This window comes from Deferrisoma sp., assembly GCF_054681715.1.
In genome coordinates this window covers 38,414-53,497 of the sequence record NZ_BAAHFQ010000001.1, presented here as the reverse complement: position 1 = coordinate 53,497, position 15,084 = coordinate 38,414, and the positions used below count along the sequence as shown (strand labels likewise).

The following is a 15,084-nucleotide window of genomic DNA, read 5'->3' as shown; positions in this document are numbered from 1 at the left end:
GCCCGGTTCCGTGGGAGCCGCTTCCGTGGCAGGGGTCAGAGTTCAGAAACGGAGTCCAGGGAAGTCCTGTCTTCTGTCTTCTGTCCTCTGTTCACCGGCCCTTGGCACCGGCTCAGGTCGGGGCATCGGCCGGGAACACCAGGGTGAAGGCGGCTCCGCCCCAGGGGGATCCGTCCACCCCCACCCAGCCGCCGTGGGCCGCCACGATGCGCTGGACGATCGCGAGCCCCAGGCCCACGCCCCGCGCCCGGGTGGTGTAGAAGGGGTCGAAGATCCGCTCCCGCTCCTCCGGGGGCACCCCCGGGCCGTCGTCCTCCACCACCACCCGCACCGCGCCCGGGCCCTCGTCGGGAGCGGGGCCGCAGACGACCCGCACCCTCCCCCCCGCCTCCACCGCCTGGGCGGCGTTGAGGAGCACGTTGAGGAGCGCCTGGCGCACCAGGTCCGGATCGACCCGGGCCGGGGCCGGTTCCACCTGTTCCTCCAGCACCGCGTCCTTGGCCCGGAGCGCCGACCGGGCGTACAGCACCGCCTCGGCCACCACCTCCGCGAGGTCGCAGGCCGCCCGGCGGGGCTCCACCTGCCGGGCGAAGAGGAGGAGATTCCCGGTGATCCGGGAGAGGTTCTGGAGGCCCTTGAGCACCTGGGCCGCCAGGTCCTCGTGGGCCGACCCCCGCAGCTCCTCCACCAGGTGGCTCGCGAAGAGCTCCAGGCTCCCCAGGGGGTTTCGGATCTCGTGGGCGATGCCGGCCGCCATCTGCCCCATGGCCACGAGCCGGCGGTTCCGCTCCTCCTGCTCCTCCAGGCGCCGCAACCGGGTGACGTCCTGGAACACCACGACCCAGCCCCCCCGGTTCTCCGGGCCGCCCCGCAGCGGCGACACCCGAAGCCCCAGGAGCACCCGCTCGCCGTCGGGCCGTACCAGGGTCAGGGTCGGCCGGGCCTTCCCCTGGAGGGCCTCCAGGTCCGCCGCCTCCGGCTCCTCGAACCGGAACACCTCGCCGAAGGGCCGGCCCGCCGTTTCGGGGCCGAACCCGGTGATCTCCTGGGCCGCCCGGTTGATGGTGGCGATGAGGCCCTCGGCGTCCACGGCCACGACCCCGCTCGGCACGCTTTCCAGGAGGTGCTCGAGGTACCGGGCCAGGTGCTCGGTTTCGGCCCGCGACCGGCCGAGCTCCCGGTCCTTCGCCTCGAGCCGGGCCCGAAGCTCCCGCACCTCGTCCTGGAGGCGCGCGTAGGAGCCCTGGAGGCGCTCGGTGGCCTCCTGGAACCGGAGCATGGCCTCCCGGAGCTCCTCCGGCACCGCGGGGCTCACCGCTTCCCCTCCGCCGCCCGGAGCTCCCAGGCCCCGGAAAGGGCGCGCGCAACGGCCGCCACGACCGGGTCGGGCGACTCCTGGAGCCCCTTCCACACCTCGGGATCCGCCCCGGCCTCACCGGGCCGGGCCTGCGCCAGGGCCGCGAGGAGCCGGTCCACCGGCTCGGTGGCCCCCTTCAGCTCCGCCGCCGCCTCCCCAAACCGGCCCGACGCAAACGCGAGCCGCCCCCCCACGACCGGGTCCGGGGCGACGAGACCCTCCCGCGCCGGCGGCGGGATCTCGGCCCACAGCCGACGGCGGGTTTCCCAGGCGTGGAGCAGGGCGTCGGCATCGGCCTCGGCGCGGCCGATCCGGTCGGCCTCCACCCGGACCCGGTACCGGGCGGCCGCGTCCGGCGCCTGGGCCAGCGCCGCCTGGAAGGCCTTCCGCGCCGCCTCGGCGTTCCCCCGGTCGGCCTCGACCCGGGCCCAGGCCAAAAGCGCCCGCCAGTCGCCCGGCCGGCGTCTCGCCCACCGCTCCACGGCCTCGGGCTCGCCCCGTTTGGCCCGCACCCGCACCTCGGCCGCCTCCAGCTCGGCCGGCGACACGGCCCGGGTCGGAAGGGTCCGCAGCTCGGCATAGAGTTCCAGGGCCCGGTCGTAGGCCCCAACGGCCTCGGCGGCCCGGGCCGCATCGCGGTAGAGCCCCCCGAGGTCCCGGGTGGGGACCCAGGCGGCCGCCTCCCGGAACCGCTCGAACAGGAGGAGCGCCCCGGCCGGATCCCCCGGGGCCCCCACGGCCGCCTCGAGCCACCCCATGAACCGCTCGTACGCCCGACCGGACTCGGGCGACTCGGGGTAGTCCCGGAAGGCCCGCTCCAGGTACCGAAGCGCCGCGGGCAGGTCCCCCTCCCTCCGGGCCAGGGCGGCCAACCCCGTCAGGGCCCGCTGGGCTGTCGGGGCATCCGGTCCGGCCGCCAGGGCCTCGAGCTCCGGCCTTGGGCGGTAGAAGATGCGGTAGGCGGGGTAGGGCTCGGTGAGCTCCACCTCGTCGGCGTGCTCCACCCCGAGGAGCGCGAGCCGCAGCCGGGCCTCCCGGGCGGCCTCGGCCGGGGCCGGCCCGTCGAGGAGCCGGCCGTAGGCCGCGGCGGCCCGGGCCACCTCCCCCCGGCCCTCCCAGAGGGCCCCCACGTCCAGGAGGGCCTGGGCCCCCTCGGGCGTGCCGGTCCGGTCGGCGGCCAGGGTTTCCAGGAGCGCCGCCGCCTCTTCCACCCTTTCCGCTTTCCGGAAGGCGTCGGCCATGGCCCGGGCCGTCTCGACCCGCACCCGCCAGCCCTCCGGGTCGGCGCGCCGGGCCTCGTCGAACGCGGCCAGGGCCCCGCGCTCCTCCCCGGCCCGCCAGAGGCTCTCGGCCCGGAGGTAGAGGGCCGTGGCGCGGCCCTCGGCCCCCGGGTAGTCCCGGAGCCAGGCCTCCCACAACTCCGCCGCCCGGCCGTACCGCCCGGTCTCGAGGGCCAGAGCCGCGAGGTCGAACCGCAGGGCCGCCCGCCAGGGTTCCCGGCTCTCCGGCAGCGCCGTTTCGTAGGAGGTCTCGGCCGCCTCGGGAAACCCCTGGATCCGCTGGATGTTCCCCAACTGGAACCAGCACCAGGCGGTCTCCTCGGGGGCCAGATCCTCCTTCACCAGGATCCGGAACACCCGTTCGGCCTGCCACAGGGTGTCGCCGCCCGCGAGGTAGAGGGCGTCGGCCCACAGCCCCCGCAGCCGGGCCGGGGCGTCGGCCCGGGCCGCCTCCCGCCCCACCACCTGGGCCACCCGGGCCGGATCGGAGGCCAGGGTGCGGCCCGCCTCGGCCCACAGGGCCTCCTTGCCGGGCACGGGGCCCGCCGACAGGAACGGGCTCCACCCGGGGTCCACGGCGGCCAGCACCACGGCCCCGGCCGGCCCCGCCGCCGCAAGCGTCGCCCCGAGAACCAGTGTCGCCACGATCCGCCTCATGCGTCCCTCCCGGCCAGCCGCCGCCAGAACCCCCCCGTCCCCCGGGCCTCGGCCTCCCGGCCCAGCAGGCGGTCCGCCAGGGCCTGGACGCACCGGGCCGCCGGGCTCCGGGGGAAGGCCGAGACGAACGCGGCCTGGCGCCGGGCGGCCCGGGCCACGTGCTCGTCCCGGATCACATACCCCGCCCACTCCACGGTGCGCCCCAGGAACCGCCGCACCACCTCGTCCAGGCGGCCGAACACGGCCCGGGCGGCCGCCTCGTCGTCCGCGCTGTTCACCACCACCCCGACCCGGGCCTCGGGTTCCCGGGCCCACAGCACCTTTATGAGGCCGTAGGCGTCGGTCAGGGCGGTGGGCTCGGCGTTCGTGACCACCCACACCTCCCGGGCCGCCGCGCACAGGTCCACCACGTTGCGGCCGATGCCGGCCGCGGTGTCGATCAGGAAGAACTCGGCCCCGGCGGCCAGCCGCCCGGCCTCGGCCACCAACCGCTCCCGGGCCGCCGGGTCGAGGTCGGCGAGCTCCTCCACCCCCGAGGCGCCGGGGATCACCCGCAGGCCCGGCAGCACCTCCACGGGGATCTCCTCGGGCCGCGCCTCGCCCCGGAGCAGGTGGCCCAGGTTCCGGGCGGGGTTCAGGTTCAGGAGGATGTCCAGGTTCGCCAGCCCGAAGTCGGCGTCGAGCACCACCACCTGCCGGCCTCGGCCCGACAGGGCCACGGCCAGATTGGCCACGAGGCTCGTCTTTCCCACCCCGCCCTTCCCGCTCGTCACGGCGAGCACCCGGGCCCGGTCGGCCGCCACCGGGCCGGCCGCCTGCCTCGTGCGGGCGAGTTCCCGCAGCCGCTGGGCCTGGTCCCTCACGCCTCCCCCTCCACCCCCCGCACCAGGTACGCAGCCACCCGATCTGGCCGGGCCTCCTCGATGTCGTCGGGCACGTTCTGGCCGGTGGTCAGGTAGCTCAGGGGGAGCCGCGACACGAGGGGCAGCCCCAGGAGCGGGCCGTGGCACTCGGTCTCGTCGAGCTTCGTCAAAAGCAGCCGGCTCGGCCGGACCGCGGCGTAATGCCGCAGGATCCGCTCCAGGTCCCGGCCCCGGGTCGTCACCGAGAGGACGAGATGGACCTCGGCCTCCACCTCGGGCGGCAGGAGCTCCAGGAGCTCGGCCAGGCTCTCCTCGTCCCGCGGGCTTTGGCCGGCCGTGTCCACGAGCACGAGCTCCCGGTCGGCATAGCCCCGCACCGCCTCCACAAAGGACGCCCGGTCCAGGGCCACCCGGATCGGCACCCCCATGATGTTGGCGTAGGTCTTGAGCTGCTCCACCGCCGCGATCCGGAAGGTGTCCACGGTCAGAAGCCCCACCCGCCGGTTCTCCTGGAGGGCGAACCGGGCCGCGAGCTTCGCCACGGTGGTGGTCTTCCCCACCCCGGTCGGGCCCACGAACACGGCGACCCGGGGCCCGTCGGTCCCGGGTTCCAGGGGGCCGGCCACCCTGACGGTGCGGGACACGAGCTGCCGGAACGCCGCCACCTCGCGGCCCGGGGGCACGGCGCCCTCGTCCACCTTCTGCTGGAGGAACCCGAGCACCCGGGCGGCCAGGGACGGGTCCACGTCGATCGCCTCCAGGTGGTCGTGAAGCCGGCGCAGGGCCGGGGCGAGCTTGAGCCGCTCAAACCGGCCGGTCTCCTCCAGGAGCCGCTCGACCTTGGCCACCAGGGCCCGCACCTCCGAGGTCACGGCATCGGCCGGGCCGGGCCGGGGCCGGCGGGCCAGGAGGTCGAGCTCCTCCCGCAGGCTGTCGATGTCGGCCTGGAGGGCCAGGATGGCTCCGCCGTCCGGCGCGGGCCCGGGGCGCGGGGGGGGTGCGGGCTCGGCCCGGGCCGGCGGCACCGGGGGCCCGGCCCGCTTGGCGAGGTCGTCCAGATCGGCCGCGGCCGTGACCTCCAGGATCGGCCGACCCAACATCCCGAACACGCCCTTGCCGGGCTTGACCTGCCGGGTCGAGAGGATCACGGCGTCGGGCCCGAGCTCCTCCTTGATCTTCCGGAGGGCCTCGGCCATGTCCACGGCCTGGAACTTCTTAACCCTCAAGGCTCACCACCCGCACGGTGCGAATCGGGCCCTCCACCTCGTTGTGGCTCAGGACCACGAGGCTCGGGAGGACCCGTTCCGTGAGCTTCCGCAGGGGCAACCGCAGGGCCGGGTTGGTCAACACCACGGGCACCAGGTTCTCCATCGTGGCGGCCTCGGCGGCCCGGCCCAGGGCCGTGAGCACCCGCTGGGCCAGGGCCGGCTCGAGCGACAGAAACGACCCGTGCTCGGTGCGCTGCACGGCCCCCAGCAGGGTCTCCTCCAGCCGGTGGTCCAGCGCGATCACGGGAAGTTTTCCGTCCTCGTCCTGGTACTGCTTGGTGATCGCCCGCCGCAGGGCCGCCCGCACGTACTCCGTGAGCGGTTCCGGGTTTTTGGTGACCGGGGCGTAATCGGCCAGGGTCTCGAGGATCGTGCGCAGATCCCGGATGCTCACCCGCTCCCGCAGCAGGTTCTGGAGCACCTTTTGCACCACCCCCAGGGGCAGGAGCCCCGGCACGAGCTCCTCCACCAGGGCCGGCGCCTGCTCCTTGACCACGTTCAGCAGGTTCTGGGTCTCCTGCCGGCCCAGGAGCTCGTGGGCGTTTTGCTTGATGATCTCGGTCAGATGGGTCGCGATCACGGTGGAGTGGTCCACCACCGTGTACCCCTTGATCTGGGCCTCCTCCCGCCGCTCCTCCGGGATCCACAGGGCGTCGAGGCCGAAGGCGGGCTCCTTGGTGGGGATCCCCTGGAGCCCCTCCTCCCCGATGCCCGGGTTCATGGCCAGCAGATGGCCCTCCTTCAGCTCGGCCCGGGCCACCTCGATGCCCTTGACCAGGATCATGTACTCCCCGGGCCGGAGCTGAAGGTTGTCGCGGATGCGCACCGGCGGCACCACCACCCCCATCTCCAGGGCGATCTGGCGGCGAATCGACCGGATCCGCTCCAGCAGGTCGCCGCCCTGCCCGGGGTCCACCAGGTGCAGAAGGCCGTAGCCCACCTCGAGCTCGAGCACGTCCACCTGGAGGAGCGGGGTCACGTCCTCCGGCCCGGCCGGCGCCGGGGGGGCTTTCTGGGCCTCGCGCCGAGCCGCCTCCTCCCGGCGGCGGGCCTCGGCCTCGCGCACCCTCTTGAGGCTATAGGCGGCACCCCCCATGACCCCGGAGAGCACGGCGAACGGAAAGAAGGGCAGCCCGGGCACCACCCCAAGCACGAGGAGCACCCCGCTCGCCACCCCCAGGGCCTCGGGCACCTGGCCCAGTTGCTTCGGCAGCACCTCCCCCAGGTTCGACTGGCTCCCGGCCCGGGTGACCAGGATGCCGGCCGCGGTGGAGATGATGAGCGCCGGCATCTGGCTCACCAGGCCGTCGCCCACGGTCATGGTGGTGTAGGTGCGGACGGCCTGGTCCAGGGGGATCCCGAGCTGGAGCACCCCGATCACAAGGCCGCCCAGGATGTTGATGCCGGTGATCACGAGCCCGGCGATGGCATCGCCCCGCACGAACTTGCTCGCACCGTCCATGGCCCCGTAGAAGTCGGCCTCCCGGGCGATCTCGTCGCGCCGGCGCCGGGCCTCGGCCTCGTCGATCAGGCCCGCGTTCAGATCGGCGTCGATGGCCATCTGCTTGCCGGGCATGGAATCCAGGGTGAACCGCGCGCTCACCTCGGCGATCCGGGTGGCGCCCTTCGTGATCACCACGAAGTTGATCACCACCAGGATCAGGAAGATCACGATCCCGACGACGAAGTTCCCCCCCACCACGAAGGAGCCGAAGGCCGCGATGATCCGGCCGGCACCCTCGATGCCCTGGCTCCCCTGGGTCAGGATGAGCCGCGTGGACGAGATGTTGAGGGCCAGCCGGAACAGGGTGGCGATGAGCAGCACGCTCGGAAACAGGGAAAAATCGAGCGGCCGCTCCGTGTACATCGCCAGGAGGAAGATGAGGACGGAGAAGCTGATGTTGAGGGCCAGCAGGAGGTCCAGGACTCCCCGGGGCAGGGGCAGGATCATGAGGAACACGATGCTCATGACCCCGGCCGCCACGAGCACCCCGCTGTGGCGGTTCAAAAAGGCGGGAACCGAAAGGCTAGCTCCTCGATCCATGGGACGCGGGGTGGGCCTCCTGGGGGGTTAGATGACGTCCGCGCACGTGCGCCGGAATGTACCACAACCGCCCCGGGGGGAACACCTTTTCGCCGGGGGGCGGCGACGGGGGCAGCCTCGCGGCCCCCGCGCGGCGTCGAGGCTTCAGGCCCCGGGCTTGGGAACGAAGCTTACCTCCACCCAGAAGGTGTCTCCCTCCACCTCGAAGGGCACCACGAGGCACGGGCCCTGGCCCTTGTGCTCGATCTCGTGGTTCTTGCCCGCCACAATGGTGGGGATCGCGATCCGGAACTGGTAACCCTCCTTGGTGAGGGCGGCCTTCGCGCCTCCCGCGATCATGTTGGCGATCTCGCCGACGGCGTCCCGCACCCCCTCGTCGAGGCCGTTGGCCTCCTCCCCCACCATGGCGGCGTACACCCGCCGGGCGAGCGCCTCCGAGAACGTCACGGCCACGGAACCCACGGCCTCGCCGGCCAGGCCGATCACCCCGCTGATGTCCCCCGCGGCCGCCCGTTCGGTCTTCACGAACGGCTTGCCCCGCTTCGGCTGGATGCCTGCCATGACCTCCAGTGCGTTCACGGTGGCCGCGATGAAGGGGTTGATGTACTCCACGTTGAACATGGGTCGGCCCCCGCGATTACGCGCCCAGCACCCGTTCGATCTTTTCCTTCAGAGTGTCAGGGGTGAAGGGCTTGACGATGTAGTCCGTGACCCCGGCCTTGATCGCCTCGAGAATCTCCTTCTTGGCCGCCTCGGTGGTGACCATGATGATGGGGATTTCCTTGTACTGGGGGTTCGAACGAAGCGCCTTCACGAAGGTGAGCCCGTCCATCTCGGGCATATTCCAGTCGGTGAGCACGAGCCCCACCCCGGCCATCTTCGCCAGGCCGTCCACGCCGTGCTCGGCCTCGACCACGTCGGTGTAGCCGAGGCGGTTCAGGGTGTTCTTGATGATCCGTCGCATGGTGGAAGAGTCGTCGACCGTAAGGATCTTCACCGCAGCGAACCTCCGTTTAGGGGGTGGAGAAAAACCGATGCTCCTACGGATCGGACGGGAACACGGAAACTTTAGGGCGTCGGTTCACCCGGGTGTCCATCGCCCCCCTCTCTCACCTGGTTCGGCCGCCCGTTGTGCCCGGGCTCGGAATCCGGTACCCTCCGCCGCCGCTTCACGCCCGTTGGGCGGTTTCGATTTCCGGTCGCCTGCCGCAAACCGGCGCTCGGGGCGCGCCCCCGGCGCTCCCCCGGGGCGAAGGTCCAAGAAAAAAACTCCGCGGCGTGGGCCCCGCCCCCACGGGTTGGCTCGGGCGCTCCCACGAAAACCCGAACGGTTTCAGTAGCCCGGCACCGCGAGAAAGGAAACGACCGTGAACACCCCCTACCCCTTGAACGTCCGCTTCCTCCGCCGGCTCCTCATCGCCGCCGACGACCTCGTTCACTTCGCCGTGGCGCTCGTGATGCTCGCCTGCGCGGGCGTGGTGCTCGTGCAGGCCGTGGCGCAGCTCGCCCGCCCCGGCCTCGCCGCGGTGCTCCATGCGCTCAACGACGTGCTCCTCGTGCTCATCATCATGGAGCTCCTTTGGCCCGTGGTCCGGTTTCTCAAACGGGAGCCCTTCAGCCTGAACCCCTTCCTGTACGTGGGCATCATCTCGAGCACCCGGCGGATCCTCCTGCTCGAGGCCGAGCATTCCCTCGCCTCCAAGGTGCACGAGGGTCAGTGGCAGGCCCTCTGGCCGCCCCTTGTTGACATCGGGGCCAACGTGGTGGTGATCCTGGTGCTGGCCCTGGCCCTGCGGATCGTGGCGGGCCCGGGGCACCCGGCCGCCCGCACCTGACCGAGGCTGGGGTTGGATCCCGGGGGCCGACCGGTCCTATACTGTCGCGTTCCCCCACCGCGGAGGCCCCGATGCGCCTGTCGGTCGTGCTGCCGGTATACAACGAAGAGGAAAACCTCCCGATCCTCGCCCGGGAACTCCGGGATGTGGTCGCCGGGCTCGCCCCGGACTGGGAGGTGGAAACCGTGTTCGTGGACGACGGGTCCACCGACCGGAGCCGAGAGCGCATGCTGGAGATCCGACGGGACTATCCGGAGCTCGGGGTCCGGATCGTGGCCCTCGATCGGAACTGGGGGCTCACGGCCGCCATGGACGCCGGATTCCGGGCGGCCCGGGGAGAGGTGGTGGTGACCCTCGACACCGACCTCCAGAACGACCCTGCCGACATTCCCCGGCTCCTGGGCCACCTCGACCGGGCCGACGTGGTGGTGGGCATCCGGGCTAACCGCCGGGACCCGTTCGTGAAGCGCGTGAGCTCCCGCATCGCCAACGCGATCCGCAACCGGGTGACCCACGACGACATCGTGGACACCGGGTGCTCCCTCAAGGTGTACCGCAAGGCCTTCCTCGACCGGCTCAAGCTCTACACGGGGCTCCACCGGTTCCTGCCCACCCTGCTCAAGCTCGAGGGCGCCCGGGTGGTCCAGGTGCCGGTGAACCACCGGCACCGACGGTACGGGAGGCCCAAATACCACCTCTGGAACCGGCTCGTGGGACCGCTCCTGGACCTCTTCGCGGTGCGCTGGATGCAGAAGCGGCACCTGGGGTACCGCTGGGAGGAGATCCCATGAGGTGGGATCCTTGGCTCGTCCTGGGGTTCACGGCCCAGGCCATGTTCTCCGGCCGGATGCTGGTGCAGTGGATCGTGACGGAACGAAAGCGACGCAGCACCGTGCCCAAGGCGTTCTGGTACCTGTCGCTGGCGGGAAGCGTCCTCCTGCTCATCTACGCGCTCCACCGCCGGGACCCGGTGTTCATCCTGGGGCAGGCGTTCGGGTCGGTGGTGTACGTTCGCAACCTCATGCTGTGGAAGGGAGACCCGGCGGATGCCCAGGGCGCGTGACCTGGCCGCCTGGGGCCTCGCGGCCGTGGCCCTCTGGGTGGGCCTGGGTTCGTACGGCCTCGTGGAACCCTCCGACGCCCGTTACGCCGAGATCGCCCGGGAGATGTGGGCCTCGGGCGACTGGCTCTTCCCCCGCCTCCTCGGCATCCACCATTTCCACAAGCCCCCGCTGGTCTACTGGGTCACGGCCCTGGGCTACGGGCTGGCCGGCCCCACGGAGTGGGGGGCCCGGCTCGGCCAGGGGGTGCTGGCCACCCTCCTCGTCCCGGTGCTCTGGCGGTTCGCCCGGCGGCATCTCGCGCCCGGGGCGGCCACCTGGGCCGCCCTGTTCGCGGCCACCACCCCGGCCGTCGTGGGCGCCGAGCGCATGGTCACCACCGATCTTCTCCTGTGCCTGTGCCAGACCGTGGCGCTCACGGCGGCGTACGAGATCTGGAACGGGTCGGCCGGGCGGGGGGAGCGGGTCGCCCTCTACCTGGCCCTCGGCGCGGCGTTTCTCACCAAGGGGCCGGTGGGGTGGATCGTGCCCCTGCTCGTGCTCCTCGCGTTTCTCCCCTTCCACCGGCGGGGGGCCGCCGAGCGGGTCGACTGGGGCCTGGCGTGGGGGGTGCCCCTGGCGCTCGCCGTGGCGCTTCCCTGGTACGCCTATGCCATGGGGGCGGTGCCCGGGCTCCTCGATTATTTCCTCGGGGGCCAGATCGCCAGCCGCCTGAAGGAAGGGGGCATGGGGCACCCCCATCCCTGGCACTACTACCTGTACGTGTTCCCGGCCCTGGGGCTCCCCTGGGCGCTCCTCGCCCCCGCGGGCCGCAGGGCTGCGGCCCGGGCGTCGGAACCCCTGGCGTGGTTTCTCGGGGCGTGGGCCCTGGTGCCCCCGATCTTTTTCAGCCTACCCGCCACGAAACTGCCCCTTTACGTGCTCGCCGCCTATCCCGCAATGGCCCTGCTCGCGGCCCAGGCCCTGGCGGCCGCGGCCGGTGAGGTCCGGGTTCTTTTGCGGGCGGTGGGATTCGGGTTCGTGCTGGTGGCCGTGGCGGCCCTCGTGGTGGGGCTCGGGGTCGTGCCGCTCCGTGGCGGGGATCTGGCGGCCATGGACCGGGCAGCCCTGGGAACCGTGTTCCTGCCGATCGCCGCGGTCCTCGCCGCCGCCGGCGCCGGAGCCGCCACCTGGGCCGCGGACCGGGGGTTTCGTCCCGATCTCGCGGCCCTCTGCATCGCGGCCGGTCTGGCCCTCACGGTGGGCTGGGCCTTCAGCCGGGGGGACGCCCTCCCCCTGCGAACCGCCAGACCCACCGCCCGCAAGGCCCTCGAGCAACTGGGCCCGGATACCCTGCTCGCGGAATACAGGTCGCTGTCGGCGGGCTTCGCGTTCTACACCGGCCGACTCCCGGTGCTCGGCGGGATCTCCCGGGAGACCCTGTTCGAGGGACCCGAGGTCGAACGACGCGTGCTGAACCGGGAGGCGTTCCTGGACTTTTGGAGGGGCCCGCGCCGCGTGGTGGCGCTCACCCGGCCCAAGTACCGCAAGGACCTCCCGGGGGGGCGGGACCTCGCCCGGGGGAACGGATACGTGCTGGTGGAGAACCGATGAGGGGTTGGCTCGAAGGGGCGGCCGCCTGGCTCGTGGCCACCGTGGGAGCTCTGGGGTACCCCGGGGTGGTGGCCCTCATGTTCCTGGAGAGCTCGTTCTTCCCGTTTCCGAGCGAGGTCGTGGTCCCGCCCGCGGGGTACCTGGCGAGCCGCGGCGAGATGCACCTCGGCCTCGTGATCGCCGCGGGCGTTCTGGGGAGCCTGCTGGGGGCCCTGTTCAACTACGGGCTCGCCGTGTGGCTCGGCCGGCCGTTCCTCCTGCGCTGGGGCCGGTACGTGGGGCTCACGCCCCGGGCGCTCGAACGGGTAGAGGACTACTTCCGCCGGCACGGCGAGATCAGCACCTTCGTGGGCCGGCTCGTGCCCGGGGTGCGGCAGTACATCTCGTTTCCGGCGGGGCTCGCCCGCATGCGGCTCGTGCCCTTCTGCCTGTACACGGCGCTGGGCGCCGGCATCTGGGTGGCGATCCTGGCCTGGATCGGCTACTTCGTGGGGAACAACCAGGAGAAGGTCGTGGAGTACGCCCACCGGGCGTTCTGGTACCTGCTGCCGGCCCTCGTGGCCCTGTGCGGGATCTACGTCTGGCGCCACCGCGCCCGCACCCCGAACGGATGACCCGGCCCAACTGCCTGCGGTGCCGACACTTCTACGTGACCTGGGACCCCCGGTTTCCCCGGGGCTGCCGGGCCCTCGGGTTCAAGACCCAGGGGATCCCGGCCGACGAGGTGCGCCGGGCCTCGGGCCGCGACTGCCTCTTCTTCGAGCCCCGGCCGGGCAAGGGCAGGTCCGGGTGAGGCTTGTTTCGGCGGGGACGGTAGGACGCCCGGACGCGAGGACGCTGGGACGCGAAAACCTTTCATAGCTTCAGCGTTTCCACCCGTCCCTTCCTGTGGGGGCCGACGCCGTACCAGGGGTCAGAATTCAGAGGCCAGGTATCAGAGAAACCCTGTCCGCTGTCGTCGGTCCACTGGACCCTGACACGGCCCCCCTCTCCTGAGAACCCCGGCCTGCCCCGGATCATCCCCCCTTCACGAGGGGCAGGCACGCCCGAAACTCGTCGCTGCCCGCCCGGCCGAGGAGTTCGTACAGGGCCGACTCCCAGCAGGTCACCACGCCCCCCGCCTGCCGGACCCGCTCGAAAGCCACGTCGCGGTCGGCGGGATTCCGGGAGGCCACGGCGTCGGCGACCACGTGAACGCCGTAGCCCCGCTCCAGGGCCTGGAGCGCCGTTTGGCCCACGCAGATGTGGGCCTCGATCCCGCACAGGACCAGGGTTCGGCGACCGGTCGCCTCCAAAGCCCCCACGAACGCCTCGGACCCGAAGCAGCCGAAGTGGATCTTTTGGATGGGGCTCCCCGGCGCGAGCACGGCGGCGAGCGGCGGGGCCGTTTCGCCCAGGTTCTCCTGTTCCGTCCACAGAATCGGCAGGCCGACGATCCGCGCGGCCTCCACGAGCCGCCGGGCCCGGTCGACGACCCGGTCGGCGTCGGGAATGTGGGGCAGAAGCCGGACCTGCAGGTCCACCACCACCAGGACGGCGTCGGTTCGTTCGAGCAGCCATCGGGTCATAACCAACACCCACCGAAGGACTCGTTGCTACGGAAACTCGCGGGTGGGGGGCTGGTGGAGAGCCGGGGGCGGCCCCGCACGTCGCCGCGCCCCACCACGTCTGGATTGTTTTGGAAGATCCGGAACGTCCGCCACCGCCGCCCCGGCCTGCCGAGCCGACAACGGCATGGAAAGGCGCGGCGAAAAAGGTGCCGCACTCGCGCCCGGCCGGAACCAGTCCCCCACCCGCGGCCCGCAATACGTTTACCGGGGTTCGTCAGGGCTCCCTCTCCCCTCCCCCCGTCCGGCTACCGCCGGAAGACCGTGCGCATCGCCTCCGGGCCCTTGGGTTCCCGAGCCGACACGGCCACCTCCACCCCGGGCCCGTTCCGGCGGGCCCGCAGCTCCTCCACCCAGGTCCGGGCGAGGCACGCAATGGCCCGGGTCATGGGTCGGGGCACGTGGAGGATCAGCCGGTGCCCGCAGTCGCGGCACTCGAGGAAACACCCGAGGATCCATGGATAGGTGACGGCCCGGTCCACGAACTCGTTCACCACGGCCCGCACCCTGGGGTCCAGGTCGCCGAGGCGGTCCAGAAGCACCGGCCCGAAGGGCCGCCGGGCCGCTGCGGAATCCCGCCGTCGGTGCGCGGCCCGCTGGCGGGTCCGGCGCCATCTTAGGGAGGAGTGGGATCGGTCCATGGCGTTCAGCCTACCCCGGGCTAAGGATTCGGCAAGCGGGCACGGACCGTTCCGCCGGTCTTCACCCCCGCCAGATCTCCTGGACTCCCTGGATCACGAACTGCACGGCCAGCGACGCCAGCAAAAGGCCCATCAGCCGGGTCACCAGCCGGACCCCCGTGGGGCCGAGCCAACGCGACAGGGGCTCGGCCAGCCGAAACGCCAGGAACACCAGGACGGCGTTCGCCACCACCGCGAGCCACACGATTCCCGCCTCGGCCAGGCCGTGACCCGTATCGGTCAGCACCAACACGGCCGAGATCGCGCCGGGCCCGGCCAGCATGGGGATCGCCAGCGGGATCAGGGAGACGTCCTCCTTCTCCCGCGCGGCCGACTCCTCCTCCTCGGTGCGCTTCATCCGGTTGCCCCGGGCCTCGAGCATATCGAAGCCGACCTTCAGGAGGATCAACCCGCCGGTCACCCGAAACGCGGCCAGGGTCACGCCGAACAGGCCGAAAATGGCCCGACCCGCCAGGGAAAAGAACACGAGCACCGCCATCATGTACACCGTGGACCGCAGGGCCACCCGCCGGCGGGCCTCGGCCGGCAGGTCGGCCGTGAGCGCCAGGAACACCGGCATGTTGCCGATGGGGTCCAAGATGGCGAACAGCGTGGCAAACGCTTGGAGAAACTCGGGGAACACGCAAGCCTCCCTGGGTCCGGGGAAGACCGGGGGTTCTACCCCGAACCCCGCCCCCCGTGCAAGCCGGTCCGGCCCTCGGCCGCCGTTTGCGCGCGGGGCCCAACCTTCGTATTCTCCCACCGGGCACGTCCCCGTGGGGCCACGGAAGGGGTCCTTCTCCACTCCGCCCCAGGTCGGGGAGCGCGCCCAACGGTCC

The 15,084-nt window shown here is 72.2% G+C and carries 16 protein-coding genes; 6 read left to right on the top strand and 10 right to left on the bottom strand.

What is annotated here, in order from left to right; translation table 11 throughout:
• Nucleotides 1–112: 112 nt before the first annotated feature.
• From ACY0I8_RS00240 to ACY0I8_RS00210, 7 genes are all read right to left on the bottom strand, one after another.
• Nucleotides 113–1,315 (bottom strand): two-component system sensor histidine kinase NtrB, encoded by a 1,203-nt coding sequence (locus ACY0I8_RS00240; RefSeq protein WP_461393111.1) that lies wholly within the window; start codon nucleotides 1,313–1,315, stop codon nucleotides 113–115.
• Nucleotides 1,312–3,294, bottom strand: coding sequence for a tetratricopeptide repeat protein (locus tag ACY0I8_RS00235; RefSeq protein WP_461393110.1), 1,983 nt, complete (start codon nucleotides 3,292–3,294; stop codon nucleotides 1,312–1,314). The genes ACY0I8_RS00240 and ACY0I8_RS00235 overlap by 4 nt, the downstream gene beginning before the upstream one ends.
• Nucleotides 3,291–4,157, bottom strand: a complete 867-nt coding sequence (locus tag ACY0I8_RS00230) for a MinD/ParA family protein (RefSeq protein WP_461393109.1) — start codon at nucleotides 4,155–4,157, stop codon at nucleotides 3,291–3,293. The genes ACY0I8_RS00235 and ACY0I8_RS00230 overlap by 4 nt, the downstream gene beginning before the upstream one ends.
• Nucleotides 4,154–5,383 carry a flagellar biosynthesis protein FlhF gene (gene flhF, locus ACY0I8_RS00225; protein ID WP_461393108.1) on the bottom strand — a complete coding sequence of 410 codons (1,230 nt, stop codon included), beginning with the start codon at nucleotides 5,381–5,383 and terminating at the stop codon, nucleotides 4,154–4,156. The genes ACY0I8_RS00230 and flhF overlap by 4 nt, the downstream gene beginning before the upstream one ends.
• On the bottom strand, nucleotides 5,373–7,433 hold the full coding sequence (gene flhA / locus ACY0I8_RS00220) for a flagellar biosynthesis protein FlhA (protein ID WP_461393107.1): 2,061 nt from the start codon (nucleotides 7,431–7,433) through the stop codon (nucleotides 5,373–5,375). The genes flhF and flhA overlap by 11 nt, the downstream gene beginning before the upstream one ends.
• A gap of 180 nt (nucleotides 7,434–7,613) precedes the next feature.
• On the bottom strand, nucleotides 7,614–8,090 hold the full coding sequence (locus tag ACY0I8_RS00215) for a chemotaxis protein CheX (RefSeq protein WP_461393106.1): 477 nt from the start codon (nucleotides 8,088–8,090) through the stop codon (nucleotides 7,614–7,616).
• Nucleotides 8,091–8,106: 16 nt separating this feature from the next.
• Entirely contained in the window at nucleotides 8,107–8,466 is a 360-nt protein-coding gene (locus tag ACY0I8_RS00210; RefSeq protein ID WP_459940783.1) for a chemotaxis response regulator CheY, read from the bottom strand.
• 370 nt (nucleotides 8,467–8,836) lie between these two features.
• Between ACY0I8_RS00210 and ACY0I8_RS00205 the strand changes: the two genes are divergently transcribed.
• The 6 genes from ACY0I8_RS00205 to ACY0I8_RS00180 all read left to right on the top strand — a co-directional run bounded on the left by ACY0I8_RS00205 (nucleotide 8,837) and on the right by ACY0I8_RS00180 (nucleotide 12,751).
• On the top strand, nucleotides 8,837–9,304 hold the full coding sequence (locus ACY0I8_RS00205; RefSeq protein ID WP_461393105.1) for a phosphate-starvation-inducible PsiE family protein: 468 nt from the start codon (nucleotides 8,837–8,839) through the stop codon (nucleotides 9,302–9,304).
• 71 nt (nucleotides 9,305–9,375) lie between these two features.
• Nucleotides 9,376–10,095 carry a glycosyltransferase family 2 protein gene (locus tag ACY0I8_RS00200; RefSeq protein ID WP_461393104.1) on the top strand — a complete coding sequence of 240 codons (720 nt, stop codon included), beginning with the start codon at nucleotides 9,376–9,378 and terminating at the stop codon, nucleotides 10,093–10,095.
• On the top strand, nucleotides 10,092–10,367 hold the full coding sequence (locus tag ACY0I8_RS00195) for a lipid-A-disaccharide synthase N-terminal domain-containing protein (RefSeq protein WP_461393103.1): 276 nt from the start codon (nucleotides 10,092–10,094) through the stop codon (nucleotides 10,365–10,367). The genes ACY0I8_RS00200 and ACY0I8_RS00195 overlap by 4 nt, the downstream gene beginning before the upstream one ends.
• Nucleotides 10,351–11,958, top strand: a complete 1,608-nt coding sequence (locus tag ACY0I8_RS00190; protein ID WP_461393102.1) for an ArnT family glycosyltransferase — start codon at nucleotides 10,351–10,353, stop codon at nucleotides 11,956–11,958. Before ACY0I8_RS00195 ends, ACY0I8_RS00190 begins: the two co-directional genes overlap by 17 nt.
• Nucleotides 11,955–12,572, top strand: a complete 618-nt coding sequence (locus tag ACY0I8_RS00185; RefSeq protein WP_461393101.1) for a DedA family protein — start codon at nucleotides 11,955–11,957, stop codon at nucleotides 12,570–12,572. The genes ACY0I8_RS00190 and ACY0I8_RS00185 overlap by 4 nt, the downstream gene beginning before the upstream one ends.
• Nucleotides 12,569–12,751, top strand: coding sequence for a uracil-DNA glycosylase (locus tag ACY0I8_RS00180; protein ID WP_461393100.1), 183 nt, complete (start codon nucleotides 12,569–12,571; stop codon nucleotides 12,749–12,751). Before ACY0I8_RS00185 ends, ACY0I8_RS00180 begins: the two co-directional genes overlap by 4 nt.
• Nucleotides 12,752–12,974: 223 nt before the next feature.
• Here the strand turns inward: ACY0I8_RS00180 and ACY0I8_RS00175 are convergent, their stop codons facing one another.
• From ACY0I8_RS00175 to ACY0I8_RS00165, 3 genes are all read right to left on the bottom strand, one after another.
• Entirely contained in the window at nucleotides 12,975–13,526 is a 552-nt protein-coding gene (locus ACY0I8_RS00175; protein ID WP_461393099.1) for a hydrolase, read from the bottom strand.
• A gap of 287 nt (nucleotides 13,527–13,813) precedes the next feature.
• Nucleotides 13,814–14,206: a hypothetical protein gene (locus tag ACY0I8_RS00170; RefSeq protein ID WP_461393098.1), complete on the bottom strand. Its 393-nt coding sequence runs from the start codon at nucleotides 14,204–14,206 to the stop codon at nucleotides 13,814–13,816.
• Between the two features lie 61 nt (nucleotides 14,207–14,267).
• Nucleotides 14,268–14,888 carry a MarC family protein gene (locus tag ACY0I8_RS00165; protein ID WP_459940774.1) on the bottom strand — a complete coding sequence of 207 codons (621 nt, stop codon included), beginning with the start codon at nucleotides 14,886–14,888 and terminating at the stop codon, nucleotides 14,268–14,270.
• Nucleotides 14,889–15,084: the final 196 nt, after the last annotated feature.

Coding starts and splice junctions, on each gene's coding strand:
- ACY0I8_RS00175 (WP_461393099.1), bottom strand. CDS start 13,526: ATGACCCGATGGCTGCTCGAACGAACCGACGCCGTCCTGGTGGTGGTG.
- ACY0I8_RS00200 (WP_461393104.1), top strand. CDS start 9,376: ATGCGCCTGTCGGTCGTGCTGCCGGTATACAACGAAGAGGAAAACCTC.
- ACY0I8_RS00190 (WP_461393102.1), top strand. CDS start 10,351: ATGCCCAGGGCGCGTGACCTGGCCGCCTGGGGCCTCGCGGCCGTGGCC.
- ACY0I8_RS00215 (WP_461393106.1), bottom strand. CDS start 8,090: ATGTTCAACGTGGAGTACATCAACCCCTTCATCGCGGCCACCGTGAAC.
- ACY0I8_RS00170 (WP_461393098.1), bottom strand. CDS start 14,206: ATGGACCGATCCCACTCCTCCCTAAGATGGCGCCGGACCCGCCAGCGG.
- ACY0I8_RS00195 (WP_461393103.1), top strand. CDS start 10,092: ATGAGGTGGGATCCTTGGCTCGTCCTGGGGTTCACGGCCCAGGCCATG.
- ACY0I8_RS00235 (WP_461393110.1), bottom strand. CDS start 3,294: ATGAGGCGGATCGTGGCGACACTGGTTCTCGGGGCGACGCTTGCGGCG.
- ACY0I8_RS00185 (WP_461393101.1), top strand. CDS start 11,955: ATGAGGGGTTGGCTCGAAGGGGCGGCCGCCTGGCTCGTGGCCACCGTG.
- ACY0I8_RS00180 (WP_461393100.1), top strand. CDS start 12,569: ATGACCCGGCCCAACTGCCTGCGGTGCCGACACTTCTACGTGACCTGG.